This is a genomic window from Alteromonas sp. LOR (assembly GCF_000753865.1).
GTDB lineage: Bacteria > Pseudomonadota > Gammaproteobacteria > Enterobacterales > Alteromonadaceae > Alteromonas.
This window is the reverse complement of record NZ_JQFW01000057.1, coordinates 83,434-110,401: the sequence shown is the minus strand read 5'-3', so window position 1 is coordinate 110,401 and position 26,968 is coordinate 83,434. Positions and strand designations below refer to the sequence as shown.

The following is a 26,968-nucleotide window of genomic DNA, read 5'->3' as shown; positions in this document are numbered from 1 at the left end:
ATGAATAAATGGACAACCTCCATTTGGTGTATCGTTGTGCTATTAGCTGGGTCAGGCATTTATCATTTTTTCCAAACGCCCATCAAAGCAAAGTCGCTACCTGTCTCAGTGCCGCTTACAAGTGAAGTGGTTAATTATCACGACGACGTTAAGCCTGTTTTAGACAAGCGCTGTGTGGTTTGTCATGCCTGTTATGATGCCCCTTGCCAACTTAAAATGGGCTCTTATTCCGGTATTGAACGAGGCGCGAGCAAAGAGCGGGTTTACGATGGTGAAAGGCTAATAGAAGCCAACTTAACTCGGCTATTCGAAGACGGCCATACGCTAGCTCAATGGCGAGACAAAGACTTCTTCGCAGTTAATTCTGACACGCCCAAAATGAGCTCACATGACTTGTCATCCACAGATTACCAAACCGCAGCCAATGAAAACTTATCATCAAGCGTTATTGCCCACCTGCTGCAATTAAAACAAGATACGCCAGTAAAAACAGCCAGCGAAACACCGGCGCTTCTCAACAAAGAAGATTACCCGCTGAATATCAACAGAGCATATCAATGCCCTACCATCGACGATATCGATGACTTCAAAGAAGATTACCCTTTATGGGGAATGCCCTATGCGTTGCCAGCATTAGACAAACAAGAAAACGCGCTCATTCTCAACTGGATAGCCCAAGGCGGCAAAGGTAGCGACGACGTTGTTATTACAGAAGAAAATCAGCAGCACATTATGGCGTGGGAAGACTTTTTAAACGGCAACAGTTTAAAGTCTCAATTAATGAGCCGTTATTTATTTGAACACCTCTTTCTTGTGCACCTGCACTTTGACGCTAAGCAACCTCAACAGTTTTTCAAGCTGGTTCGCTCCTCAACTGCCCCTGGACAACCCATTAAAAGTATTCATACCCGTCGGCCCTTCGACAGCCCAGGCGTAGAGCGGGTGTATTACAGAATTGTGCCACTAAAACAAACGCGAGTGCACAAGTCGCATATGCCAGTATTACTTACCCGCGATCGCATGGATAAATACGAAGACTGGTTTTTAAACGACGATTACGAGGTTACCTCAATGCCGTCGTATAAGCCTGAAGAGGCCTCTAACCCCTTTATTACATTTGCCCAACTACCTATAAATGCGAGATACAACTATATGCTTGATGAGGCGCAAAACACCATCATGCAATTTATCAAAGGCCCAGTATGTCGCGGGCAAATGGCGCTAAACGTAATAAACGATCATTTTTGGGTTGTATTTTCTGAGCCAGATTTAGATTTGGTTCAAAATAACGGCGAATTTATACAACAAGCACTTCAAAATATTGAGCTGCCCGCTGAAGAGCAAAGCAATGCCCTACCCACGGCATGGATGAACTATGCCGCGATGGAGCGTGAATATTTAAACGCCAAATCTGAATTCATCAACACCCAAGTAAAAGACAAGTTAAGCATCGATCTTGATTTACTGTGGAACGGTGATGGCGAGAATGAAAATATGGCGTTAACTATTTTTAGGCATAAAGATGCTGCAAGTGTAGTTAAAGGGCTTGTTGGAAATACACCACAAACGGCGTGGGTGTTGACGTACCCACTATTTGAGCGCATTCACTATTTACTCGTAGCGGGTTACGACGTATACGGCAACGTTGGCCACCAGCTTAACAGTAGAATGTATATGGACTTTTTGCGCATGGAAGGCGAATTCAACTTTTTAGCGTTGCTACCAAGTGAAACCAGAGACAAGATTAGAAGCAAATGGTATCGCGGCTCGGTGAGTGAAGTTGAAGAATTTGTGTATAAAGGCAATACATCAAAGATAGAAACTAATATTGAGTACAAAACTGATAACCCTTATCAAGAATTACTCGATACTATGAAGCGTAAATTCACAGGCACAATCAGCGAGCGACATTACCTAAATAATGGGTTTAAAGGTAAAGAGGCTATCGCTAGCTTTAACACGATAAACTCGCTTAAGGGCAAAAATATTTCGCTTCTTCCTGAGTCAACCATAGTGCGAGTTTATGACAAATCAAACGATGAACAACACTTTTATACTATGCTGCGACACAGCGCCCACACCAATATTTCTCATTTGTTTAATGAGGAAGACAGACGTTTACCAGAAGAAGACACCGTCACTATCGCCAGTGGATTTATGACCTCTCACCCAAATGCGTTTTTACAGGTTGAAATATCCGAGCTACAAGACCTCGCCTCACGCATCAAGAAAATGGGGTCAGAACCGGATTATGCAGCATTGCTAGACACCTATGGCGTGAGACGCACAAACCCTAAATTTTGGGACTATGCTGACAACATGCACAGCTATTTTAAAGACACCTACCCTACTGAGTTTGGGTATTTAGACTTTAACCGGTTGGAAAACAGGTAGAGAAAACTGCGGGGGGATGACTTCTCCCAGCAGGAGTATGAGAGTGAGCAGTGATAAAAAGCGCCAAGGTATGGCGCTTTTTATTTGGCCAGCGCTAAGCATGCTCAACCGCATATGCAAACTAGCTAGTTAACTCAACATCTAACTAAAGCTGCTTAAAACCTTGAGTCATTCTCACAAGGCTTTCCATCGTTGTCTCCGTCCATTTTGGTATTCGGGCAATTTCTAATAAAAAACACGGCCTCAGCTCGTGAGTTCATCTGACTGCAGTGTTGACGCCCATCGCATGTAAACTGCGTGTTTTCCACAGTAGTAAGAGGTACTAAAGGCATATCTTTTAAAGACGAATCTATAAGGCCTTCGTCTTTAAAAAATTGAACAATGGTTGGGTAAAATACGAAGCCCACAATCATTAACGTACACATTCCTAAAACGTTCGATACGTTGAGCGAGGATTTCTTTTTTAGGCGATGTGGCTTTGAAGAATTCGAGGACAATCGAGAAAGGCGCTTTAAGTTAACCGCTTTACGCTTGCCATTGCGTTCGATGTCAATATCGATGTCGAATGACAACACTTCACCTACTTCTGGCCTATTGCTGCTCTGGGGGAAAGCGGATATATGAACGAAAATTTCTTCCCCATTACTGTCATCCGTAATAAACCCATAGCCTCTTTGGTCATTCCATTTACTCAGTCGTCCGTGCAATTTCATCTCAGTCCTTTGATGATTATCTTCCGTGTAATAGTAATTAACTACATTGTCTGCTTCTTTTCAAGTATGGCCTGACGCTTTTTGAAAAAACAACTTTTAAAGAATATTCTCGCCCCCCTCAGGGTCTCTCGAGTTACGGGCCTGCTCTCTAATCTCATGCGCTTCAGACGCTACATCATCATCTGAAACACGGCTATGCTCAGCCGTATTAAAGTTATTTTCGGCTTGATTGGGCGTTGTATCCTGTGATGACTTACTTTCTCTATTTTCTTTCATCTTATTGCCACTGCGGTCTTCTTTATCAACACCTGCTTCTTCTTGGTTTGCCGCTTTTTCAACCATGATGCCTTGGGGAAATATGCGCTCTCTTGCATCATCAGGCATGCTGATTTCTGCATCCAAAAAGGCTTTGGTAATATTACGCATTAGCACTGAAGACATTTTGACAACACTCGTTTTTTCTACATTAACCCAAAAATACACTTTCACATTATAGCTAGAGGCACCTAACGTATCGATAAGCGTTTGAGGCTCTGGATCATCAAGCACGTTTTGCTGTTCGGCTATAACACTTTGCGCTATTTGTTGTGCTCGCTGTATATCAGCGTCGTACCCTACTCCAATGACGAAATGTCCTCGCATTAGCGGGTTAGCCGTTAAGTTCTTTATCACGCCTTTATAAATTGTCGCGTTAGGTATTTGAATGTGATTACCGTCAAAATCTACCAATGTGGTGGCACGTGCCGTCACTTTTTGAATAATGCCCGTAAAATCATTTATCTGAACAATATCGCCTATGCGAAAAGGCCGCTGGATGGTAAGCAGTAGGCTTGAAATAAAGTTTTCTGCAATGTCCCTAAACGCAAAACCTAAAATAAGCCCTACGACCCCCGTCCCGCTGACAACGGCAATGGCAAAGCCCGTTAAACCCGCCAAAAACAGAAACAAATAAATTCCGAGCAACATAAGCACTAAGCTGATGCTTCGTTGTATAACAGAGCGTAGTAAAGGCGACGTTGTCGCTCGCGTCATAGGCTTTACAAGTAAGCTGGCAACATGAGGGGCTAAAAAGATAAAGACAGCCATCACAACAATGCCAAGGGCTAAACCGGGCAAGCGATAAACAAAGCTCTCCCAAAGCTGGGCTAAAAGCGATTGCGCATTAGATAGACTAGAAATAGCGCCTCCACCATCAGTGCTTTGCACCAAAGAAGACGCTGTGAGTTTTAGCTTATTGATTAATAGACTGCTACTTGATCCCGCACCGCTCGGCAGCATGGCTTTTGATGAAAATGCAAACATAACCTTAATCCTTGGTGTGCGCCCTCATGTTAAATGAAGGCGCGTTAGTTAATCCTGTAGCGTTAGATGGTTGATACAGTTCTAGCTGGTCTTTTCAGCGTTATCGTCAGACCCTTTACCAATGCGACGTACCCACACAAACAAAAACGGAGCAAAGAACACAACGCACACTGTGGTCATGGTTATCCCGCCAAGTACGCCTATGCTAATTGCATTTTGTGCACCTGAGCCCGGGCCGGAAGCAAACGCTAAGGGCATTACGCCTAAAATAAAAGTAAGCGATGTCATAATAATGGGGCGAAAGCGCTGACTTGCGGCGTTGATGGCAGCGTCGTAAGCGTCCATCCCTTGCTTATAGTTGCGCTGTGCAAACTCCACAATCAAGATAGCATTTTTAGCCGCTAAACCAATGGTCATTAGCAGCCCTACTTGAAAATACACATCGTTTGATTGACCGGTTAACCAGGTTGCTAATACTGCACCGCAAATACCTAACGGCACCACCAATATAATAGCAATGGGTATCACCAAGCTTTCATACAAAGCGGCTAAAATCATAAACACCACCACCACGGTAATGCTGTAAAGTAGCAGCGTTTGACTACCACTTTCTTTTTCTTCGTAAGATAACCCCGTCCACGCAATTTCAAAACCATTATCGAGTGATTCTGCAATTCGCTCTAACTCTTTTAACGCTTCGCCTGAACTCACTCCTGGTGGCGTCGAGCCCTGTATTTCTCTTGCAGACCCGCCATTGAAGCGCGTTAATTTAGAAGGGCCGTAAGACCACTTACCCTCTGCTATTTGGCTAAGCTGTACCATGCCATCGCTGCTGTTGCGCAAATACCAATTATCGATATCAGCAGGCAGCATTCGATATTCATTATCGGCCTGAACGTAAACCCGTTTAATGCGACCGCTATCGACAAAATCATTCACATAGCGACCGCCTAAGGCAACGCTTAACGTTTGATTTATTGTTGATATTGGTACCCCTAGCGCCAGCGCCTTTGGCGTATCTATATCTAAGCTATATTGAGGGTTGTCAGCAAGGCCATTAAAACGAACTTGAGACAGCAATGGGCTTTCGTTGGCAGCTTTTAATAATTGCTGAGTCGCCTGCTTCATTGCTTCGTGCCCTGCTCCTTCGCGGTCAATCAGCTGCAGCTGAAAACCACTGGCGTTACCTAACGCACTCACAGGCGGCGGTACAAGGGGAATAATCATAGCGTCTTTCACCGGTGCCAACGCCTTTGCGGCGCGTTGCTTAATGTTAAAAACGCTGTTTTGTTCGCCACGCTTTTCCCAATCTTTCATTTGTACAAACGCAATACCTACATTCTGCGCTTGCCCTGCAAAGCTAAAACCAGCTGCAGTAAACAAACCCTCTACTGCATCACTCGCTTCGTTGAGATAAAAGTCTTCAAGCTTGGCCATCTTTTCTCGAGTTTGCTGAAGCGTTGAGCCAGGAGGCCCAGACACCAAGGTAAACATTCGGCCTTGATCTTCTTCAGGTAAAAACGAAGTCGGAATTCGACCGAAGATCCACATGCTTCCAGCCACTAATACAATGAACACAGCAGGTAAAATTATTTTATTGTTCAGCAATTTTTCTAACAGGGAATTGTGACTATTTTTGATCTTGTCGAAACCAGTATTAAACCACTGCAGTGCCTTTGTGCTTTGTTTCTTTCCACCTGATTGCAGCAACAATGTGCAAAGCGCTGGCGATAAGGTAAGGGCAATAAACAGTGATATCCCCATTGCAACTGATATCGTAATAGCGAACTGCCTGTAAATAACGCCAACCGAGCCGCTAAATAGCGCCATGGGCAAGAATACCGCCCAAATGACTACCGTTGTGCCCACCAGTGCAGAAGAAATTTCTGCCATCGCATTTTTTACGGCCTCTTTAGGCGACAGGCTTTCATCTTCCTCAAGCTTTCTTTCGGCATTTTCGGTAACCACTATCGCATCGTCGACTAACATGCCAATCGCTAACACAAGGGCAAACATGGTAAGTACGTTAATGGAATAACCAAACAGCAATAAAAAGCTAAAGGTACCTAGCAAAACAACAGGTATGGCAACAGCCGGAATTAAAGTGACTCTTAGCGTTTGCAGAAAAATGTAGATCACTAGCACCACTAACACCACCGCAATCACGAGGGTTTCAAGCACGTTGAAAATAGACGCGCGGATAAAAGGCGACGTATCGACAGGATAAGCAATATCCAAATCATCTGGAATGATGCTTTTAAATTCATCAATTCGCGCTTTCAAGGCTTCTATTGTGGCAAGCGCATTAGCCGATGGCGCAAGCTCAATGGCAATACCGGAAGCGGGTTTTCCGTTCCATCGTCCAAGCACTCTGTAATTTTCTGCACCCACTTCAATACGAGCAACATCGCCTAACGTTAAACTCGCGCCGTTCAAATCTGAGCGTAATAAAATAGCTTCAAATTCTTCAGGCGTGGTTAGCAGCGACTGCGCAGTAATAGTGGCATTTAATTGTTGGCCTTCTACCGATGGGGCTCCGCCAATTTCACCCGTTGCTAACTGCACATTTTGTTGCTCAATAGCATTAGTGACATCGAGTGCGGTAATGTTGTAATTGTTCATGGCGTTAGGATTAAGCCATATGCGCATGGCGTTTTCAGGGCCGAAGGTTTGTATTTGCCCCACCCCATTAACCCGACTTAATGGCTCTTCAAGATTCGACACTAGAAAGTCTGAAATCTCGTTGCGGTTCATCTCGCCACTTTTTGAGAAAAAACTGACTAGCAGCGCATAACTGCTGCCTGCCTTTTCTACTGCAATGCCAAGCTGCTGCACAATGGGCGGTAACGCAGATTGCGCTTGGGATACTTTGTTCTGGGTTTGTACCTGCGCAATATCGGGGTCGGTACCTGGTTCAAAGGTTAAGGTAATTGACGCCGTGCCGGCAGAAGAGCTTTGCGCCTGAATGTAGCGCAAGTTGTCGATACCCGTGAGGCTCTTCTCAATAACTTGAGTAACCGTAACCTCCATGGTCTTTGCCGATGCACCGGGGTAACTTGCGCTAATAGAGACTTTAGGTGGCGCGATATTCGGGTACTGCTCTAGCGGAAGATTCATTACTGAAAATGCGCCGCTTCCCATAATAAGGAGCGCGATTACGGCGGTAAAAATAGGGCGGTTGATGAAAAAGCGAGAAAACATAATTATTGTGCCTTCCCTGTCGACTGTGCATTCTGGTCATCAGCGCTCTTGTTGGCTTTTTGTGTAGCTTTTTGATTAGCTTGTTGCTTAGTTTTTTGATTAGCTTCTCGGTCACTTTCCTGATTCATTTTTTGCGGCTTAACCTTTTGCCCGTCGGCTAATGTCATGGTGCCCTCAACAATTAACCGCTCTCCTTGCTTCAAGCCTTCTTGAATAACCCATTTGTTTTCAAACGCCGTGCCCGTGGTAACCTCTCGTTCGCGCGCTTTGTTGTCGGCGTCTATCACCCACACATGCTTTTTACCGTTCGCCCCAATTTTTACGCTTTTTTGAGGAACAATAATAACCGGGTCTGCAGTGCTGTCATTAATTGCACCGCGCACAAATAATCCAGGTAAAAGAGCAGTTTCAGGGTTAGCAAACTCGGTGCGAACCTGAATGGTACCTGTTTGATTATCAACCGCAAAATCTGTGGCTATTATTTTGCCAACCTGAGGATACCGCTCTCCTGAGTTTAAAAACAAGCTTACCGATTGGCTCTGCGAAGTATCACCTTGCGAGCCTATCAACTGTCTATCGCTAGCAGAGACAGAGAAATCAACATAAACAGGGTCTAGTTGACGAATGGTGACAAGGGTTTGTTCTTGCTGCTGCGACACCAGCGCGCCCTTGGTTACACTTGAAGGCCCTATGTAGCCGGTGATTGGTGCGTAAACCTTGGTATAAGCGAGGTTTATTTTTGCGCGCTTAAGCTGGGCTTCACTCTGCATTACCGCGGCTTCTGCTTGCATTAACTCTGTTTGCGCATCTTCAAAAACTTGCTGGCTTAACACGTCAGATTCGGCCAAGCTGTCGTAACGCTCAACAACGGACTGGGCATTATTCACTCTCGCTTGGGCGTTATTAAGGTCTGCTTGTGCAGAATCCACCTCGGCTTGATAGCGATTAGGTTCAATTTGGTAAAGCTGGTCGCCCTCTTTAACTAACGCCCCCTCGGTAAACAAGCGAGACTGAATAATGCCGCTTATCTGAGGCCTTACTTGAGCGACTTGGTATGGTACCACTCTGCCTGGAATTTTCGCTAGGGTAGGAATTTGCTGCAAAGTGAGATCTACATACCCCACCGGCGTTGCAGGTTGTTTTTGCTTAGCACTTGCATCACTTTGTTTCGATGAAGCAGAGTCTTGAGCTTGTGATGAGGCAGTGTCTTTATCGCTACAACCAAACGTTGCTAGAGCGGCAAACATCAACGCGATACTTACTTTTTTAATCATAATCCCTGCTCATAATTTCCATGGTGTGGAGTCAATATGGAATAAAGAAAGCGGCATATTCCATCGGGTTTTTATTTGCGCCGGCATTATGCCGGCGTATGTGTGGAAACTATTTAGAAAGTAAAATAGATACCAATGCAGAGTATTTGAAATGCGATTACAAATACGTCAGACCATTGTGACTACGGGAAAATGAAGCGTAAAAGATCACCTCTCAACATATTCGACGACTTACTTTAGTTCTGTCTAGATGCAACTATTGCTAAGGCAATCAGCTTGTCGCTCCTAATAAAAAGTGCAAACCAATGATCCTTTGAAGTTTTTATTTTTAACTGTCATTTCATCTCGAATTTTTATTTTTGCATTGTAATATGTAGTGTTAAAGCATTCCTCAGCTAGACACGCTAGTTTAGGCAAGAGAACAATTAAAGGACCATAATGAAAATGATTAAGAAAATGAACTACTTATTGCTACTCGGTTTACTCTTTAGTGCTCACAGTTTTGCTGAATACGACGAAGAGCTAGCGAAGTCGGTGGGTGCTGATGATTATGGCATGAAACCTTATGTGATGGTCATATTGGTGACTGGAGACAAAGTCGTCGAAGATAAGACTAAAAGAAACGAAGCCTTTGCTGGTCACTTTGCCAATATGAGTCAGCTTGCGGAAGAGAAAAAATTGGTTGTGGCTGGCCCTTTAGGAGATGCTGAGCCGAAGCGTGGTGTCTTTATTTTCAATACCGATAACTTAGAAACAGCGGAATCTTGGGTAAAAACTGATCCAGCAGTTGAGGCTGGTTTACTATCTTATGAATTATATAAAATGTATAGCTCAGCGGCTTTAATGCTAGTGAATGAGCAACACAAGCAACTCCAGAAAAAGCCCATATAAGGTAGAAAAGTAGCTTATAAAGTAAGAGAAAAACTAACGCTATACGCTACATTTTGTAGCAGCTGTCTTGTTGACTAGATTGATTTATTTAAGTGTCAGATTGTAGAAGTTTTCTATGGCGTGTTAATTTTGAATTCTTCTGTAAATCGCTGAGACATCCTTTCTCCTTAGTAAACATAATTATAAAGCAATTAAGTGCCTAGAGAAGTATGGTCAATTCACTGCGACAAGTTATGACGCAGATTAGATGTAAGTTTTTTGTATAAGTTGAAAGGATTAAGTAATGACGAAGCGCCAGTTAAATGAAAAATTCAAACAATTTGCATGTTCCCACTACGGCTGTGATGGTGGAAATTTAGATTCAAGTGTTTGGGTATGTGGCTTGGAATGGGGAACGGAGTTTAAAGACTTGGCTGATCTAGAAAAGGCAATGGAGGGACCTTTCAATGTGGGCAACTGGGATGGACAGGTACAAGAGCGTCTTAAGTATCAATACAATAATAAGATTGCCTGGCTATACAGTTATCTCTATGACTGGGAACATGGGCATAAAGAACAAGCTGTTAGACACAAGCTTATGTGCTCGGATGGCATTGGATTTAAGATGAACGCTTTTCCTATTTCTTTCAAAAATCGCTCCAGTGTATCTTGGAATAGCGATATGGCTAAGCGCATAGGACTGCATTCTTTCGAAGTGTATCTAGAATGGTGTATTTCACATCGAGGGCGTTTCTTTCAAAGCTTAGTAAAAAAACATAGTCCGCGAGTAATAGTATGTACCGGCAAAGGCTCGATGATGTCCTTTTTTCGCTTTTTCGACTGCGATTTGACGACTGTAGACGACGGTGAAATGTTCAATGTTGCGCGTTGCAATGACAATAACACTCTGGTGTTTGTTGTCCCATTCTTTGGTGGTGCTTCGGGTATCAATAGTTTCGACAAAATGGCTACGCTGGCAAGTAATATATCTAAGTACGCTGATAGTACCTTGGGCCCAACCGACTGGAAGTAAAGGAGCATGCGAAACCTGATTATACACTTTGCTTCTCAGGCCTCTACCTTTTGCGATGGGGAGTATATAGCCTAAGGGTCTGCACTGCGCACAGAAACGCGGCAGGAAAAATAATGTAAACACGCAAACTTATGACATTTAAATATCTTTCAGGTTAGGTCTCAAAGCACGTGTGCGACCTCTAGCTCAGATATAAGCAACTACCGCTAAACGAGCAACCTTATAATTGAAATCAATAGTTTTATGTTTACTGGATGAAAAAACGGCTGCAAAGCAGCCCTTAAAGTATTTCAACCTGCTCAGTCCATTCATCAATTGCTTCGGCTGAAAAGTAACGATGTTTCGTTACACCGAAAACATTCTCAAACTCTCCATCATCAACTTCATCTGAATTGATAAAACCAACGATTTGTAGCTCGAACAATAAGAACAATAAGCATCGTTCAGATGGCTCTTTCTTATGTTCGTAAACATAATCCAGGGTTTCTGGATTGAAATACCAAAATAAACGAAATTTGTCAGGCCAAGCGGTTCTTGTCGCTCTTTTGAACTGATGAATGAAGGTGATTTGCAGATCACGATTCTGAGTCTATTTTGTCATAGTTATGTCCTGTTTGGTAAACCTCAGGATTAACTAGTTGCGAGTGGGGAGAATTTTCAAGGTTGATACCAGAGCACCAAGCTAGAGACGGACAATTAATAATGATTAAACAGATGGGAAAACTAAACTTGTCTGCTCTGTATTGTGACAATTATAGAATAGTTTTGGGACGCTCATTTCACAAGCAATCAATGAGCGGGGTAAGTCATTGAAAAATAATAGAAGTTGGTCGGTGTGAGAGGATTTAAACCTCCGACCCCTGACACCCCATGCCCACCTGCGTGATAACGCTGCGAACTCTACACACACCTCCGAAAGTCGATGTTAACAAGGCCTCAAGAATTTCACTTCCATTAACCTTTAAGTATTTTGGAGTGAACGAGATGGCAACTATACGTCAATTAAAATCAGGCAACTGGAACGTACAGATTCGTGAGCAAGGTAAGCGAATCTCTAAGACCTTTCCAACTCAACAAGAAGCAGAACGCTTCGCCTTGATGGGTTCCAGTGAATTGTCTTTTCACGAGGTCTGCGACAAATATCTTGAGCACATGGGCGACTCTGTGCGCTACCGTGTGCGATGCTTGAAGAAAAACTTTAAGTCGCCTCCTAGCCTAGCAGAAATCGAAGCGTTCAAGCGTCAGAGGCTCAGACAAGTAAAGAGCAGTACTGCAAGATTGGACCTACAGATGCTGTCTCGCATCGTTAAGTTTGGAATTAAGCACTTCGAGTTAAATTGGCCTTTTCCTTTTAAGGACTTCAAATATCCTCCTGAATGCCAACCAAGAGACAGAGTAGTAACACAGAAAGAGTTAAAGCTACTACTTGAAGATTTACCTCCATTAGTTGCATCTGCTGCTGAACTCTCTTACGAGACAGCTATGCGTAGAGGAGAAATTGTAAAGATACAAAAGCAACATATAGAGTTTCACCAAAACAGACTTTATGTTCCTGAAGCCAAGAATGGCTACTCACGCTACGTTCCGTTAAACGCAAATGCCACGCGGATTTTAAAAGACAGACTTGTGGCATGTAATAGTCACCAAATCCTCTACAACGTTACAGCAGAAAGTCTTTCGAAGGCTTTTAGACGAGCGTGTAAACGTCTAGAAATAACTGGCCTATCGTTTCACTCAATGAGGCATTCAGCTATCACTAAGTATGCTCAAAGAGGCCTTTCGGTTAACCAATTAAAAGTTATTTCAGGGCACAGTTCAACTGAGATGCTGGAGCGATACACACACCTTGGGGTTAAGGACGTGGTTTCTCTGATGGACTGAGTAGTGAAAGTGGCAAAGTTCTACTCTTTGTCTCTCATTCTGGGAAATAACCACAACTAACTATTACTCACAAATGACTCATAAATTGCTGATTTTATTGCAATAAATTAAAATTCAATTGAAAAACTGGAGAGTATCATGAGTAAAACAGTAGAAAAAAGGGTTTCCTTAACCAAAGGACAGCTAGATAAACTTGGCAACTTAAAAATTAAGAGCGGTGATACTGTAAATTCTATTGTCAGCAAAGCAATTGATGAATACCGCTTCACACCCGATGACGCAGAAATAAGTAAACACGTCAGAGTGGTTTTATTAGTCCTCAATAGTTTGGAGCTCAAATCTCACCTGAAGTCAAAGGTTGTTAAGAGCCTTATAAGTGAGCTGTCATGGATGATTTAGAGCCCTTTATCATTCTTTATGAGGAACATGAGCTTTGTAGAAAAAACAACGTCTTGCAGTATCTCATGCGCTCCAACGGAATCGAGTACCTTAGAATAACTGTAGGAAATAACTTGGTGAGCAAAAACCAATGCAAATAAAAACTACCAACAATGTTTATGGGTAAGGTGTACTTTGGCTCGCTACGACGACTGAAAGATTTTAAAGGTACTAAAGACTTCGAACCCTTGATACGAGCCTTAAAAATATAAGTTTCTGATAAAATCAACAATTAAAGACCATCAGAAGATTAATCGTACAACCTAAGCGTGCCATTTTGTCGAAATTTACTTTAATTATCCATTAATGATGAAGAGCACACATCAGCGGTTAACTTGAAAAGGTACTCACCTGTTGCCTTATCAACAATCGTTAACGGAATACAGCTATGAACGATATCTCTAAACCCCTCTTTAACCTCAATTTTTTTAGGCTCTAGCTCATTGCTACTGCAGTAATCAACAAGAAACCTAAACTCCTCTTGGTATGCGTATTTGGAGCTTTTGCAGGCAAAAGACCACTTCAGCATGTCATCAGAATAATCAACAGGGATAGCATCAACCTTAACGCTAGAAGCCTCAACTAAGCGATTAATTAGAGGTTGTATATTGTTTACTTGAAGTACAGCGTAGTATCTACCAAACTCTTCTCTCATTCGATTGATGGTCTTTACGGCGTTTATACAGTCTTCATCGCTATTCGGCGTATTCAATATGAACCAACTATGAAGCCATCGGTCTTTTTCTTTACTAGAGTGCTGAGTAAGTCCAACCAAGCCATCAAGCGCAACTCCATCAATAGTTACCTTGGGAGCTTCTTTATCACGCTCTTCACGGTAAGAATAACTACAGGATTCATTGAAATCTCCAACTCCTGCTTCGTAGCTTAAGCGGTAAAACTCAGGAGAATTACACCAAAACATACCATCTAGAAAGCTCTCCAAGATTTCCTTATCCCTAAAAAACTTAAGTAAAACCTGTCACACAAAACCTCCACCTGTACCAGTAATCAACTCCATCTATTTGCTTCGATATTACAAGCTTAGCCGATTGTTTTCACCACAAAAATCTGAGAGGCCAGTTCGACAATGATGAAGCCTCAACTACCCCCATAGGGTGTCTCTGCGCACCACAGGTGCACCGCTAAGACAACTTCAATCCAGCCGCAGCGTTCATCTTGACCAAACACCAAGGCTACCCAATTTAATCCCAGTGTCTTTGTAAGTCATATAGATCTATTCAATAACCCAAGTGTATGTCGGCGCTAAGTGAATGAGGCAGTGTTAGCTGTAGGCTTAGCCTCAGGTTTTACACAGTTTCGCGCTGTAAGCCTTTACACATTACACTTGTAACCCATACTATTTATTGAAAAAGTAGAAAGCGAAAGAGTAGACATGGCGTCAGACATAAAGAAACAAGCAGCACAAAATGGCTATACAACAGCTGAAGGTTTGATACTGACAGGCGGTAAGGTAACGCCACGAGGTAAACTTTCAGTTCACTATGGCTATGACACAGAGGTCTGTGCGTTTAGCCAAGTTGACCAGTTACTCGACAGACCAGGGTTGTATCAAATATTCACTGATGACGGTACCCCGCTGAAGGTTGGCATAGCGTCAAAGCTAAGGGCGAGACTCAGACAACACGCTAAGTCGTCTCAGAAATACTTGAAATTCAAACACGGAGGTACAGATATACAACCAAGTGATGTGCGTTCAACACGTTCTATCTTGGCCAAACATCTGTACTTTGATAGCTCAATAGCACCATCTTACGGCCTGACCACAGAAGAAGGTAGACGCAAGTTCTTACAGGCTGAATGTTACCTGTTGATTACCTATACAGACAGCAAGTTAAACGCGCGAGAACTTGAAAGGTTATTTGAAGCCAAGAAGATATTTCGATATCAAGGTACAGTCGTTGGGCGATAACTACTGAGTAGTCTCAACTGTTAATTTATCGGGGGAAAAGTGGACGATTTTGAGCAGATACAGGCTTATGATACTGATGAGAACAAAACATTATATATGTCTTATTTCCGTGTACTCCAAGGCATACTGGTATCGTTGGAAGCGGTTGATGAAGTGAAGGGAATTAAAAAGCCTCAAGGCAGCAAAAGTAGTTCGTATATTAAGGCAGCTAAGGAGCTTCAAAGTTATTTTATTAATGCTGGTGCAATAAAGGAAGTCATTGATGCTTTGCCGCAGGTCCCAAGCTTCAAGCTTTCTCACGGCCAACAATGCCGATATATCGTCGGCAAAGCCATAAGGAACAAGGTTGCTCATGAAGGGCTATGGACACCAACATTCAGGGAAGCATATACCTTGGCTAATAACCGGCGACCGATATACGCCTTCGCTTATGAGGCAGAGGAAGTGACTGAAGGCATCAGTAAGCTATACGCTACACGGAAGTACGGCGATACAGATAAAGAACAACGTAAAGCTCAACGTGACAAACAAAAACTACTAGATTCAAAAAACTTCGTTCAATCTAAAGCCGATAACGGATATTTAGACATCATTGCTTTCACTTCTGAACATGCAGACTCACTTTTTCCTGCTTATGTAGAGCACATTGAACAAGCTTATATGAATTGCAAAATGCAATCATTGTCGAGCATGAGGAAAAGCTTCGACTTAACTACCATTGATGACCAGCTTTCCTTGTTGCAAACAAGATTCAAATAAATAACCCGCTATTTTGCTACAGAAATCTGAGCGAGCACATCGATAATGGTGAAGGCCCATCTCCCCCCCAGCCCCCATATCACCAGAAAATGACTTCAACTGAACTCAGCACGTAAACTTTTCGCTCACTTACAGCGCATCAATCTGACGCCCTATATCCTCGACTCAGAGTGTTACCGAAAAATGCAGCGAAAGGCAGAGCGCATAACAATGAAAAAAGCTATAAGAACACAACTTCACTGAATTCACTCCTAGATACCCGCTTGATTGGCAAGCAGCGTTCGCAAAAATATAAAATCACTTACACGAAAGAACGTGGATTATTTTGTCTTTAGTAATTATTTAGATTACTTAGATAGTTATTTGAATACACTAAACGACTGTAAGCGCCACATGTACGTGAACTGAAAAAGGAATTGGAGGAGCTTTCGAATGAAAATGCTACTATCAATGATGTTGACTCATAGGCTCAACATTTGTGAACAAGATTGTGAACGTTCACAAAGTTAGCTAGCATTGAAACTGATGTGATTTCTGTGTGTTGTCTTGAAGACTGACTTAAATACCAGCTGGGAAGTTTGCCAGTAAAGGCTTAGAGCGTCATGAAGAAAGGAGAAGTTGGTCGGTGTGAGAGGATTTGAACCTCCGACCCCTGACACCCCATATTTGAAAGCGAAACCAACTTTTACAATTACTTTTCAATAGGTTACATTGTTTTTGGCCTATTTTAGATATCGAAAAATCAGTAAAGTGCGAAAAACTGGAAATATAATAATATCAGCAAGTTACCCTCAACTAGAATTTTGCAAAGTACTGTATAAGGGCACGATAATTGAAGGTTCAAGATGATACTACTACCTTGTAGATTGAGATTATCTTGAATATTATTACCAGCTTACATAACTACATTTGTGAAACCAATTTAACATCAATGGATTCGAAATCTAATATAATTTGGACATCTTGTGAATGTTCAAACAATAGTCCAGAGTCAGTATTTTGCAATTCAACTACTCCTTGGGTTATTAAATCTTTTGATTCAGCATAACCAATAAAACTGCCATCTTCCGCCCCAATCTCAAAAGCTCTGCCATAATCATCAATCATGGAAATGGTCTTGATTTCTATTTTTACAGTTTTTTCCTTTTCATTTAACTTAGTAACATAACCAATTAGTCGGTAGTCTGATTTGAATGTAGCACCGATCTCATTAACAAGAAGTGGTGTTATTCCTGAAAATAACACTACGTTGTCCGATACTTCACTGTAATAAAAGCCGTTGACGCTTCTCGCAACAATCCTATTGGTAGATGCGTTCTGTTGATCAATAGAGTCAATGCGCACTGATTTGATTATGTCATCTGCTGAATAGATAGCCTTGTCTTCTTTATAAAATATCGAATCGAATATACCAAAATACCAAATAAGAATGATAGGTGCGCCAATTATTGTAATTAGGGCACTAATGTGTTGCACCTTATTCCAATAATTAAGCATTTTAAAACGTTGATATCTCGATAACTTATTCATTTCGGGCCTAGTTTAGCTAATACTTTGGACAAGGTGCTCAAACTGCTCTGGGTCTTTTTCTTCAATTTTTTTCAAAACAAATTCGGCCAACTTGCTAATTTCAGCATGATCTATTGGTTGTACGCTGCGATCAAACCTCTCTGCTAAATGTGAAAACTCATTTATTAATCGCTGAACAAGAGAATCCGTTCCCTCTTCACCACCAAAAAATTTAGTTACCCTTTCTCCGTGATCTCTTGAGTCACTTGATGAAAATGGATATTTAAAAAATAAGTATGCTTCTAAAAATTTCCTAAGATTGTTTCCAAAATTATAGAAACTTTCATGATTGTTCGCTGCGTTTGCTTCGTCTGAACACCTATAAATTTCACTAAATAAATAGTTAAACTCAGTGACATAATTCTTCATATAAGGGGGCATAAGCGCAAGCTCACTGCCAGTTGATTTTCCTGTAACAAGAAAATGCTGTGTTTGGCTTTTTTGTTTTGTTAAACGCTTTAGATACTTAAGAAAATCTAAATTGTGTGTGGATATGAACAATTGACTGTATCTAAATACATTTTTGTCTTCGGCGTCTTTCCCTATTGGTTTCGCTAAGATACTCTCAATAAGGCTATACACGAAAAAGATATGATTGTTATCCAAGCTAGAAATTGGATCATCGATATAAATTAATAGTTTCTTGTCTTTTGAATCTATATCATCTAGTTTCGCTATGAAGTAACAAAAAGCTACTAAACTACACTCGCCTTCGCTCAGATTATGTGCCTCTTTCTTGTCTCTGCGAATCTCAAACTTATAAGCCTTCTCTTTATTTTCAGACGCTTTGAGTTGTAAGCTCTCGTGTCCAAAAAAATTATTTAAATATTTATTTACAAGATCTGCACCTTTCTTTTCGTCTTTTATTGACGCGTCTAATTCATCAATCTCTTTAATTACGCGATTGATATCATCAAAAGCGTCATCTTGAGCAAGTTTTGCTTGTGACAACAAACTATTTTTGTCTGATATGTTTTTAACACTTACGCTATAGTCAATAACGCTGATGAATTCAGCGACTTCACTTAGCCTAAGAAGCCGTCTAGCTTCGTTTTGCTCCTTAACTAAAGTAGAAGACTTATTATTGTTTTTTTCAACTAAAGTTTGTAGCGAGTCTTTTAATTTAAGAATAGTTTCCGAGTTATCTTCAACCTCAATCTCAGAATAAGAATTAAATATGTTTTTTTGTCGCTTAATTAGAGCTTTATTAATTGTATTTAGCTGAACCTTATATTTATTTATCTCTTCCTTAATTTTAGCCTTTATTGATTTTGCATCTTTCTGTAGTTCGCTATAAAAATCGGTTAGTTCAAACGATAAATCACTAGTTACATGTTCTAATTCTATTTTTATTTCGGAAATCTTTTTTTGTAATTTTTTCTCTAAACTTTCAGACTCTTGATCAAAATGAGCGTCAAGCTTTATCCATAGTGTTGCAGGCAAATCGTTACCGCAAAAACCGCAAGTTTTTCTCTTAGATTCATGATGTTGTCGGCCGTTTTTGACCCACTCTTGCAGTAAATAATCATCTAAAAGCTCCTGAATAGGTTGCGAAGGTTTTATCTGTATTCCGATAAGAGAATTAGCACTTGCTAAAACTTGGGATATAATTGGCGATACATTAAAGAGACAATTTATTTCTGATTTCTGCTGGTCTTGGACTAAGTTTTCAAGTCTTGTTTTTTCATCGTTATTTAGTAAAAAATTAGAACCTAGCACCGTTTTTATATCTGTTTTTAGTGATGTTATATTATAATTTGATACAGCAAATTTTGTCTGATGCTTTATACCGTTTGGTTTTTTGTTTGCTTTGTCTATAAGACTTTTTTCTAAAGCTTCTTCTAATTTATTTTTCTCTCGCTTCAGTTTTAAATAAGACTGTTGTTTAACTTCATGAGCATGACGAAGACCTGTTTTATCTTCTACTGAACCAAGTAAATTCCTTTTTTCAGATATTTTCTGTTCGATTTTTGTATTATCGTCACCAATGATTGCGATTGGACTAATATGTCCTTCGTCATCAACAAGAAAAGATAGGTTATCTGATATGAAGTCTTTATTGTATACTCGAATATCAAATTCGCTCTTGTCGATATCATTCTGATTTAGCGTTACATTATCTGTTAAGATTTGAAACTCAGGCGTGGTAATTTTATTCGGCAACGAGGCGGTCTCAAACGCTCTAAAAATTCTTGAGAGTGTTGTTTTGCCTGAATAATTTCTTCCATAAATAATGTTTAGCTTTCTAAAGTCCTCGACCTCGTTACTTTTATTTTTGACAGAATTTTTCCATATAAAATTGGTATAGCTTCCAAAATTTTGGATATTGATTCTTTTTACAAATTCCATTTCAGTATTCCAAATCTAATTATTTAATTGTTATGTCTTTTAAAATTCTCAGCCTGCTCAAATATCTCTTTATACACTTCATCACGATCAATTGGTGGGTATCCCCACTCATCAAGCAAGATTATCAGGTCAAAATGCAATTCTGCCTTTATATCTGCGCGCTTGTTCCAATCGGTGTACTTAGTTTTGTCATCAATAACCTTTTTCACTTCCTGAGCCAACTCAAGCAGTTTATCTTCTGGGTAAGTGAAGTCATACTTATGAGCAAGTGAAAGTAATATGTCGTAAAATGCTTTCTCCTCAAAATCTATACCCATCTCACCGAATGATGCCATCTCATCACGCAATTCGTTATATAGATTAATAATTTCGTCAGAGAAATCGTTGATCACCTCTGAGCGAAGGACATCTTTTTCATCACGTTCGTTGTATTTTTCAACCAACAAATTCATCTTCTTTGAAAAGTCTACACCTTTTACCTTGTTGGTCTTTTTAAATTCTCCAATTGCCTTAGCCAGCATTTGCTGTAGCAATTGTAGTTTTGTATTAGGCTGTTTAATCACCTCTAACTTTGCAAGGTAATCCTCATCAAATATATCGATTTCGCCATCAGTATTGTCACCAAGCTTAAAGATTTCTTCAACGCCATCGCTGATCAATGCATCCTTAACTAAATCACGAACTTTCCTATTCATTTGCTCAACATCTGGCGCACCGCCAGTGGTAATTTTAAATACTATCGTTCGAACCGCTAAGTAGTAATGAATTTTATCTTTGTGAGCTTGATTAAGTTCGCTACTACCAACACAAATGTCATAAGCAGACTTTAAGCGCTTCGCCAAATCCATAAATGTCTTTTCAAATTTCTGAGTTCGCAGTACATAATCAGCCGATGCATTTAAGCAATGTAGCTGTTCTAACGGAGTCCCTATAAAGTAGGGTTTTGAATCAAATTTATGGAACAAGCCATCCAACAAACTTAAGTGATCTTTTACTATAATCACGGACTGCTTAATATCTTCCATATCTTGTTTTTGCCCACCAGTATATTGAGATAGCGCAAGATTCATTTGCTTTTTAATCCCAATGTAATCAACCACGAGACCGTTTTCTTTCCCCTCGAACTTTCGGTTTACCCTTGAGATAGTTTGGATCAGGTTGTGCTTCTGTAGCGGCTTATCAATGTAAATGGTGTCTAGAAATGGCACATCAAAGCCCGTTAACCACATATCAACCACTATGGCGATTTTGAAGTTAGACTTTTCGTTTTTAAACTGTCGATCAAGCTCTTTACGGTATTCTTTATTACCAACCTTATCCCAAAGAGCTTTTTCATCGTCTTTGTTACGGGTCATGATCATTTTAAGCCGTTCCATAGGCTTAACTTTTTTCTTATCATTTTCAGATAAGATTGCCCCTTCTTCACACACTTTCACTTCATCCCATTCAGGACGAAGAGCAATCACCTCTTTATAAAATTGGTAAGCAATTTCACGGCTACTACAAACAAACATTGCTTTGCCTTTTTGAGTCGTGCCTTCTTCAACGCGATTCTCGTAGTGCTCAACAAAGTCTTCAGCTATGGCTTTTATACGATCAGGATCGCCAAGGATGGTAGACATGCTGGCCATTGTTTTTTTACTTTTATCTATCTGGTACTCGTTAGTGCCAACCTCTTCACATTCTTTATAATACTTTTCGACTTCATCGAGCTGACGACCATCAAGTAAGACCTTGGCTGCTCGCCCTTCATAAACAATACGCACGGTAATTTCGTCAAAGACAGATTCAGTCATTGTGTAACTATCAACTACCGCACCAAATACATCTAACGTTGCGTCTATCGGTGTACCTGTAAAGCCAACATAGGTGGCATTTGGTAACGAGTCGTGCAGGTATTTAGCAAAGCCGTATGTCTTTTTCACACCATCTTCTGTAACGGTAATTTTTTGTTCTAAATTAGTTTGGCTACGGTGTGCCTCATCAGAAATACAAATAACATTAGTTCGCTCAGTAAGCAGTGCTAAATCTTCAGTAAATTTATGAATGGTCGTAAGGAGAACACCGCCACTTTTTCGTCCTTTTAGGTATTCACGTAGCTCATTTCGACTTTCAACGCTGATAATGCTTTGGTCACCAACATAAGCTTTTGCATTAGTGAATTGGCCAGCAAGCTGATCATCTAAATCAGTCCTATCGGTGATAAGAATAATAGTGGGGCTACCTAATTCAACATCTTTCATCAATAACCGAGTTAAGAACAACATTGTGTAGCTTTTGCCGCATCCTGTTGCACCAAAGTAAGTACCACCTTTACCATCTCGCAAACCATCAGTAACAATCAAATTACCTTGGCTATCTATCTGCTTAATATGTTGCTTGATATTGGCAAAAAGCTTTGTTGCTGCATAATACTGAGGGTAACGGCAAACTATTTTTTCTTGCTTGCTAGATGTGTCTGGTACGTAAATAAAATGACGTATCACATTAGTCAAACGTTGCTTGTTAAATAAACCACTAACCATAGTGAAGAGTGAGTTAATTCCGTCTTTACCAAGCTTTTCTTCACCCGTAATTTTGCGCCAAGAATAATAAAACTCATAGGGCGCAAAATACGACCCCATCTTAGTGTTTACACCATCACTAATTACGCATAAAGCGTTGTATTTAAATAGCTCTGGGATATCACGGTCATAACGAGTGGTAAGTTGCTTATAAGCATCATAGATGTTCGCTTCTTCACGAATGGCACTCTTAAATTCAAAAACTACAAGTGGCAAACCGTTTATATAAAGAATGCCATCAGGAATACGTAGCTCATAGCCTTGTATTTCCATCTGATTAACGATGCGATAAATATTGCTATCTTGCTTAGGTTTGTATCCCAAACTTGGTTCAGCGACTTTTAACTGCTCTTGTGTATCAGTGGCTAATGTTGAAGCAACACTATCAAAGTCAATTAACTGAATGTACAAATCTTTTTGGCTGGCATCTTCACGTTTCAGTAAAAAGCCATCCGAAAAAAGCTTCATAATAGTTTTGTTGGTATCGTAGAGATCAGATGCTGGCAAGTACTCAAGCTTATGGATAATTTGCTCTATCTCATAGGCTGTAATGCCTTCATCTTGGTAACGTTTGGCTAAAAATTCACGGAGGTCGGGCTTAATCAGGACATCTTCAGGTGCTCTCTCAATGACATCACCACTTGTATGTGGGTAGCCCTCTTTCCCTAGCAGCTCAATGATGGCTTGTTCAAGCCTCTCTTCTGTGAATTTCATTCTCTAAGCCTTCGACATTCTTATATTAATTATAGTTTTTAGCGCTTCTAACTTTGAGTTTTCTTGACTAATTAATGCCAACCTATCAACGATTGGAACAGCAATTCGATCGTATTTTGACATTAGCCCAGTCTTAGGTATGACGAGCTTTAAACTTTCAATTTGCGTTGGAGAAATATTGGCTTGGTTGGCACTTCCTGTTGAACCCGCGAGCAACTCCAGGTGTGTTTCGATATCAGAGATAAATTGATAGCAAAATTCAGAGCTAATGCTATCTTTTAACAATGTTAACTTACCTACACGCTGATTCATTAAAGATTGAAAATTAAGCAAATACCTTCCTACTTGACCAACTGCCGAGTTCATTTGATTTGCAGTTGAACCAGTCATTGAGATCAAAATATCTCTAAAGGATACTTCGTATTTACTCAAGTTGGGAGTTACCTCTCCATCAAAGAACATTGACTCTTCTAGACTAATACTCGGTGGAGTTATATTTTTTATTTTTATAATTTTTCTGAGACCAGTTTTAGTAAAATCAGAACTTTTGAAAGCATAACCACTTTGTATTTTTACAAGGGTATTAAATTGTCCATAACTCCAATCTAACGGAATATCTTTTTCTAATTCCCCACAATACTTCATCTCACCACCTGAAGATTTGTAAGGTTTACCCTTTAGTGCTGGCTTACAGATGGACTCTGCATATTCTTTAGAGATCGGAAACTCAAAATCGACAAACCAGTGTTTGTAAATGGTTCGAGCGGTATCTTCTAGCTTTTGAGTGAGTTTTTTATTGAGTGCGATACGGTCATTTACTACGTTGTATTCACGTACAATTTCACGCTGTTTTTCGATAGACGGGACAGGTAGTTCCATATCGCAGAAATCAGCCCAACTAAAACCTCCACGGACACTATTGTCAGTCATAAACCAAGCGTTTCGGTCGAACTCTGAGCGTCTGCACCACATCATCAGATATGCAGGTAAAAGCTCTTTTTCATCCTTTACCACAAAAACCACATATGCTGGCGATACAATAATTGGTTCATCATCTTCAAGCATTGAAATGGGCAACACTTCATCTCGGCCAACGTGCATTGGGTTAAATGCAAATTGATTTTTCTTAACAACTCGGTACTTGCTTAGATCTGTACCATTGATGTTCGCAACCGAAGGCATAAAGTGTTTATTAATGTTTATCCCTTTAAGCGAAGAAATAGAGCCATCCGTATTTTTTAATTTGATTTGAGTGACGTAATCACCAATACGCTTATAGTGTGATCTCATAACCCAACTCTTCAAACACAGATAAAAGTTCCGATTTCGACTTTTTTTCTTGCTTTAATAGTGCTGTAAAGTCATCTCGCATGCGACTCATTTTCTGGTCAAAATCGACATCTTCATCGTGATTCTTAAACTCGATGTATTTACTTGGCACTAATGAGTAGTCTTTTGCTGCGATCTCTTCTTTAGTCGCAGAGTAACAATACTCAGCAATATCATTGTATTCCGTCTCGGCACGTACTTCTTGCCAAGTGTGAAGCGTTTCAGCAATTTCAGAAATTTTCTCTGGAGAGAATTGAACGTATTTTTTCTCGAATGGTTCACCGTGTTTACGTAAATCCATAAATAGAACTTTGTCTTCACGGTTACGGTAATGACGAGTCAGATCTTCGTGTGGAACAGTTCGCTCTTTCTTGTTCTTATTAATAACCCAAAGTGTCACACTGATATCGGTCGTATAAAACATCTTCATCGGGAGAATGATGATCGCTTCAACTAAGCCATTCTCGACAAGTTTCTGGCGAATAGCCTTTTCTGTACCATCACCTGACAATGCACCATTAGCAAGAATGAATCCTGCCACTCCGTTTTCAGATAGCTTTGATACCATATGCAAAATCCAACCATAGTTGGCGTTACCTGTTTGCGGTGTTTCGTATCCGTCCCAACGATGATCATCAACAAACTCATCAGAAGCTCGCCAATCTTTCTGGTTGAATGGTGGGTTTGCCATAATAAAATCAGCTTTTAAAGTTTCATGCTGATCGTTTGCGAAGGTATCTTTTGCAGCTGCGCCTAGATTGGCAGAGATACCACGAATAGCGAGGTTCATTTTCGCGAGTTTGTAGGTTGCACCTGTGTATTCTTGGCCATAAACCGAAATATCCTTGGTATTGCCTTTATGGTTTTCTATGAACTTCATTGACTGAACAAACATACCACCTGAACCGCAACACGGATCGTAGATTTTCCCCCTGTATGGCTCGATCAGTTCTGCAATTAAATTAACAATGCTCTTTGGCGTATAGAACTCACCTTTACCCTTACCTTCAGCAATTGCAAATTTAGCAAGGAAATATTCATACACACGACCAACTACATCAATATGTGCATTAGCCAAAGTATCAATATTGTTCACAACATCGATAAGAGCAGATAACTTGCTCACGTCTAAACCAAGGCGAGAAAAGTAATTATCGGGTAATGCGCCTTGCAGTGCTTTGTTGGTTTTTTCGATAGTGCTTAATGCCGTATCAATCTTCAGCGCAATATCCTCTTGTTTGGCATTTTGCTGTACGTAGCCCCAACGGCTTTCGTGTGGCAGGTAAAAAACGTTTTCTTTAGTGTATGCTTGAACTAAGTCAACATACTTTTCTTGACCTTTATCGATTAGTTTTTGCTTGTGCTGCTCGAACGTGTCACTAATAAACTTTAGGAAAATCAGGCTTAGTACGATGTGCTTATATTCAGAAGACTCAACACTACCGCGTAATTTGTTAGCGGAGTCCCAAAGAGTTTCTTCAAATGACTTTTGTTTTTTGATTGTAGGTTTTGCCACTTACTGACACTCCGTTGTTTTAAAACAATAAAGTAACAAAATTAAGCGAAATTAGCTACGTGCAAACTAGTCTTGGTGTATAAATAAAACACACGTTGATCATAAGAAATGCTTCAATCTGTGAGTTATAGGCAAAAGAGTAATCTTGACGGGGGGGTGAACTGGGAGAGTGCATTATCCTATCATGTAAAAACTATTGCGATGGCGCCATACTATTTTATCAGGCATTATTTCTGCAGTAGATTGAGGGGGGCTTAACTGCTGAGCTAACCAAACTCATTGACTTAAAGGGCATCACTCCTCGAACTTAAAAGTTCTGGCTATAAGAATTTTTTAGCCTTTAATTTTTAACACCTCTTTTTCAATCGGTTGATAAAAGTTCACCACTAAACCTGTTTATATCCGAAGATACATCCCGTCAAATGCAACAGTGAACACCATCGTTTTGTTTTTATTTTGTACAGCATATAGCTGCAACGCCCTGCTTTAGACTAGTGCTGGTTGGTTTACCCGTACTCTAGAGATGTGAACAAAAAAACATCTATAGGTAATTATTTATCATAATTTTGAAAGTACTCAACACTAAGGTTGTCTTTTTTTTAATTCTTATATTTGGTCCCTGCATTGAGGCTGAGTTTTAGCCCGATGTTAGAACAAGTAGTGTGTTGCTTTTCAGACTCATCACTCCTGCTATTATCTTGATTTTCTCTAAGCTGGCGGTTCAAATCGAATATTTCTTCAAAAGGTTCAAGTTTTGCGTTTGTTCTATGCCATTTCCCATGTGCAACTTCTAACGCCATAATTGCTAACTCAATACTAAGACCTGCTCTAATAAATATTTTGAGCGAGAGTTTTTTATAGTGTTCGCTATTGAGGTTTATTATTTTACGTGCGAGAACACTGGCTCTTTGACTATCCCACTTTCTCCTAGAATCGAAAAAATGATTTATTATTTTACAAACAGAACTGACTTCACAATTAAATAATACCTGAACAAATGAATGGTGGTTTTCGATTAAAGATTTTATATGTTTTGAAAGCCATACCCCGTCTATTTGATTATATAAATTATCAAGTACTTTATTAGTAATGTTATGGTATATATTATTGTTATTATTCATAAATTTTCCTT

The 26,968-nt window shown here is 40.3% G+C and carries 19 protein-coding genes; 7 read left to right on the top strand and 12 right to left on the bottom strand.

What is annotated here, in order from left to right; translation table 11 throughout:
• Complete coding sequence (locus JV36_RS0117520; protein ID WP_032096676.1) at positions 1 to 2,394, top strand: fatty acid cis/trans isomerase; 2,394 nt, start codon at positions 1 to 3, stop codon at positions 2,392 to 2,394.
• Between the two features lie 155 nt (positions 2,395 to 2,549).
• Here JV36_RS0117520 and JV36_RS0117515 read toward each other — a convergent pair whose 3' ends face one another.
• From JV36_RS0117515 to JV36_RS0117500, 4 genes are all read right to left on the bottom strand, one after another.
• Positions 2,550 to 3,107 (bottom strand): cold shock domain-containing protein, encoded by a 558-nt coding sequence (locus JV36_RS0117515; protein ID WP_032096677.1) that lies wholly within the window; start codon positions 3,105 to 3,107, stop codon positions 2,550 to 2,552.
• 96 nt (positions 3,108 to 3,203) lie between these two features.
• Positions 3,204 to 4,409, bottom strand: coding sequence for a mechanosensitive ion channel family protein (locus JV36_RS0117510; protein WP_052010231.1), 1,206 nt, complete (start codon positions 4,407 to 4,409; stop codon positions 3,204 to 3,206).
• Between the two features lie 81 nt (positions 4,410 to 4,490).
• Complete coding sequence (locus JV36_RS0117505; protein ID WP_032096678.1) at positions 4,491 to 7,610, bottom strand: efflux RND transporter permease subunit; 3,120 nt, start codon at positions 7,608 to 7,610, stop codon at positions 4,491 to 4,493.
• Between the two features lie 2 nt (positions 7,611 to 7,612).
• Positions 7,613 to 8,884, bottom strand: a complete 1,272-nt coding sequence (locus tag JV36_RS0117500; protein ID WP_032096679.1) for an efflux RND transporter periplasmic adaptor subunit — start codon at positions 8,882 to 8,884, stop codon at positions 7,613 to 7,615.
• Between the two features lie 438 nt (positions 8,885 to 9,322).
• On the opposite strand from JV36_RS0117500, the gene JV36_RS0117495 reads away from it, so the two are divergent.
• Positions 9,323 to 9,775 carry a YciI family protein gene (locus JV36_RS0117495; RefSeq protein ID WP_032096680.1) on the top strand — a complete coding sequence of 151 codons (453 nt, stop codon included), beginning with the start codon at positions 9,323 to 9,325 and terminating at the stop codon, positions 9,773 to 9,775.
• A gap of 283 nt (positions 9,776 to 10,058) precedes the next feature.
• Complete coding sequence (locus JV36_RS19350; protein ID WP_052010232.1) at positions 10,059 to 10,787, top strand: hypothetical protein; 729 nt, start codon at positions 10,059 to 10,061, stop codon at positions 10,785 to 10,787.
• A gap of 280 nt (positions 10,788 to 11,067) precedes the next feature.
• Here JV36_RS19350 and JV36_RS19955 read toward each other — a convergent pair whose 3' ends face one another.
• Positions 11,068 to 11,220, bottom strand: a complete 153-nt coding sequence (locus tag JV36_RS19955) for a hypothetical protein (protein ID WP_235207886.1) — start codon at positions 11,218 to 11,220, stop codon at positions 11,068 to 11,070.
• Positions 11,221 to 11,771: 551 nt separating this feature from the next.
• Here JV36_RS19955 and JV36_RS0117480 point away from each other — a divergent pair.
• A complete protein-coding gene (locus tag JV36_RS0117480) occupies positions 11,772 to 12,668 on the top strand; it encodes a tyrosine-type recombinase/integrase (RefSeq protein WP_032096681.1) in 897 nt (298 codons plus the stop codon).
• Positions 12,669 to 12,806: 138 nt separating this feature from the next.
• On the top strand, positions 12,807 to 13,067 hold the full coding sequence (locus JV36_RS0117475; protein WP_032096682.1) for a hypothetical protein: 261 nt from the start codon (positions 12,807 to 12,809) through the stop codon (positions 13,065 to 13,067).
• Between the two features lie 331 nt (positions 13,068 to 13,398).
• Here JV36_RS0117475 and JV36_RS0117470 read toward each other — a convergent pair whose 3' ends face one another.
• Positions 13,399 to 14,049 (bottom strand): hypothetical protein, encoded by a 651-nt coding sequence (locus JV36_RS0117470; RefSeq protein WP_152561567.1) that lies wholly within the window; start codon positions 14,047 to 14,049, stop codon positions 13,399 to 13,401.
• A 450-nt stretch (positions 14,050 to 14,499) separates the two neighbouring features.
• Here JV36_RS0117470 and JV36_RS0117465 point away from each other — a divergent pair, with 450 nt between their 5' ends.
• A complete protein-coding gene (locus JV36_RS0117465; RefSeq protein ID WP_200883170.1) occupies positions 14,500 to 15,036 on the top strand; it encodes a hypothetical protein in 537 nt (178 codons plus the stop codon).
• 39 nt (positions 15,037 to 15,075) lie between these two features.
• On the top strand, positions 15,076 to 15,795 hold the full coding sequence (locus tag JV36_RS0117460; protein WP_032096684.1) for a hypothetical protein: 720 nt from the start codon (positions 15,076 to 15,078) through the stop codon (positions 15,793 to 15,795).
• Between the two features lie 903 nt (positions 15,796 to 16,698).
• Here the strand turns inward: JV36_RS0117460 and JV36_RS0117455 are convergent.
• The 6 genes from JV36_RS0117455 to JV36_RS0117430 form a co-directional block, all read right to left on the bottom strand.
• Positions 16,699 to 17,325 carry a hypothetical protein gene (locus JV36_RS0117455; RefSeq protein WP_152561568.1) on the bottom strand — a complete coding sequence of 209 codons (627 nt, stop codon included), beginning with the start codon at positions 17,323 to 17,325 and terminating at the stop codon, positions 16,699 to 16,701.
• A gap of 12 nt (positions 17,326 to 17,337) precedes the next feature.
• Entirely contained in the window at positions 17,338 to 19,713 is a 2,376-nt protein-coding gene (locus JV36_RS0117450; protein WP_032096686.1) for an AAA family ATPase, read from the bottom strand.
• 23 nt (positions 19,714 to 19,736) lie between these two features.
• Complete coding sequence (locus JV36_RS0117445) at positions 19,737 to 22,991, bottom strand: type I restriction endonuclease subunit R (RefSeq protein ID WP_032096687.1); 3,255 nt, start codon at positions 22,989 to 22,991, stop codon at positions 19,737 to 19,739.
• A 3-nt stretch (positions 22,992 to 22,994) separates the two neighbouring features.
• Positions 22,995 to 24,281: a restriction endonuclease subunit S gene (locus tag JV36_RS19500; RefSeq protein WP_081926692.1), complete on the bottom strand. Its 1,287-nt coding sequence runs from the start codon at positions 24,279 to 24,281 to the stop codon at positions 22,995 to 22,997.
• A complete protein-coding gene (locus JV36_RS0117435) occupies positions 24,265 to 25,836 on the bottom strand; it encodes a type I restriction-modification system subunit M (RefSeq protein ID WP_032096688.1) in 1,572 nt (523 codons plus the stop codon). Before JV36_RS0117435 ends, JV36_RS19500 begins: the two co-directional genes overlap by 17 nt.
• A 599-nt stretch (positions 25,837 to 26,435) precedes the next feature.
• Positions 26,436 to 26,957, bottom strand: coding sequence for a hypothetical protein (locus tag JV36_RS0117430; RefSeq protein WP_032096689.1), 522 nt, complete (start codon positions 26,955 to 26,957; stop codon positions 26,436 to 26,438).
• Between the last annotated feature and the right edge of the window lie 11 nt (positions 26,958 to 26,968).

Coding starts and splice junctions, on each gene's coding strand:
- JV36_RS0117465 (WP_200883170.1), top strand. CDS start 14,500: ATGGCGTCAGACATAAAGAAACAAGCAGCACAAAATGGCTATACAACA.
- JV36_RS19500 (WP_081926692.1), bottom strand. CDS start 24,281: ATGAGATCACACTATAAGCGTATTGGTGATTACGTCACTCAAATCAAA.
- JV36_RS0117480 (WP_032096681.1), top strand. CDS start 11,772: ATGGCAACTATACGTCAATTAAAATCAGGCAACTGGAACGTACAGATT.
- JV36_RS19350 (WP_052010232.1), top strand. CDS start 10,059: ATGACGAAGCGCCAGTTAAATGAAAAATTCAAACAATTTGCATGTTCC.
- JV36_RS0117495 (WP_032096680.1), top strand. CDS start 9,323: ATGAAAATGATTAAGAAAATGAACTACTTATTGCTACTCGGTTTACTC.
- JV36_RS0117500 (WP_032096679.1), bottom strand. CDS start 8,884: ATGATTAAAAAAGTAAGTATCGCGTTGATGTTTGCCGCTCTAGCAACG.
- JV36_RS0117430 (WP_032096689.1), bottom strand. CDS start 26,957: ATGAATAATAACAATAATATATACCATAACATTACTAATAAAGTACTT.
- JV36_RS0117445 (WP_032096687.1), bottom strand. CDS start 22,991: ATGAAATTCACAGAAGAGAGGCTTGAACAAGCCATCATTGAGCTGCTA.
- JV36_RS0117520 (WP_032096676.1), top strand. CDS start 1: ATGAATAAATGGACAACCTCCATTTGGTGTATCGTTGTGCTATTAGCT.
- JV36_RS0117475 (WP_032096682.1), top strand. CDS start 12,807: ATGAGTAAAACAGTAGAAAAAAGGGTTTCCTTAACCAAAGGACAGCTA.
- JV36_RS0117450 (WP_032096686.1), bottom strand. CDS start 19,713: ATGGAATTTGTAAAAAGAATCAATATCCAAAATTTTGGAAGCTATACC.
- JV36_RS0117505 (WP_032096678.1), bottom strand. CDS start 7,610: ATGTTTTCTCGCTTTTTCATCAACCGCCCTATTTTTACCGCCGTAATC.
- JV36_RS0117510 (WP_052010231.1), bottom strand. CDS start 4,409: ATGTTTGCATTTTCATCAAAAGCCATGCTGCCGAGCGGTGCGGGATCA.
- JV36_RS0117515 (WP_032096677.1), bottom strand. CDS start 3,107: ATGAAATTGCACGGACGACTGAGTAAATGGAATGACCAAAGAGGCTAT.
- JV36_RS0117455 (WP_152561568.1), bottom strand. CDS start 17,325: ATGAATAAGTTATCGAGATATCAACGTTTTAAAATGCTTAATTATTGG.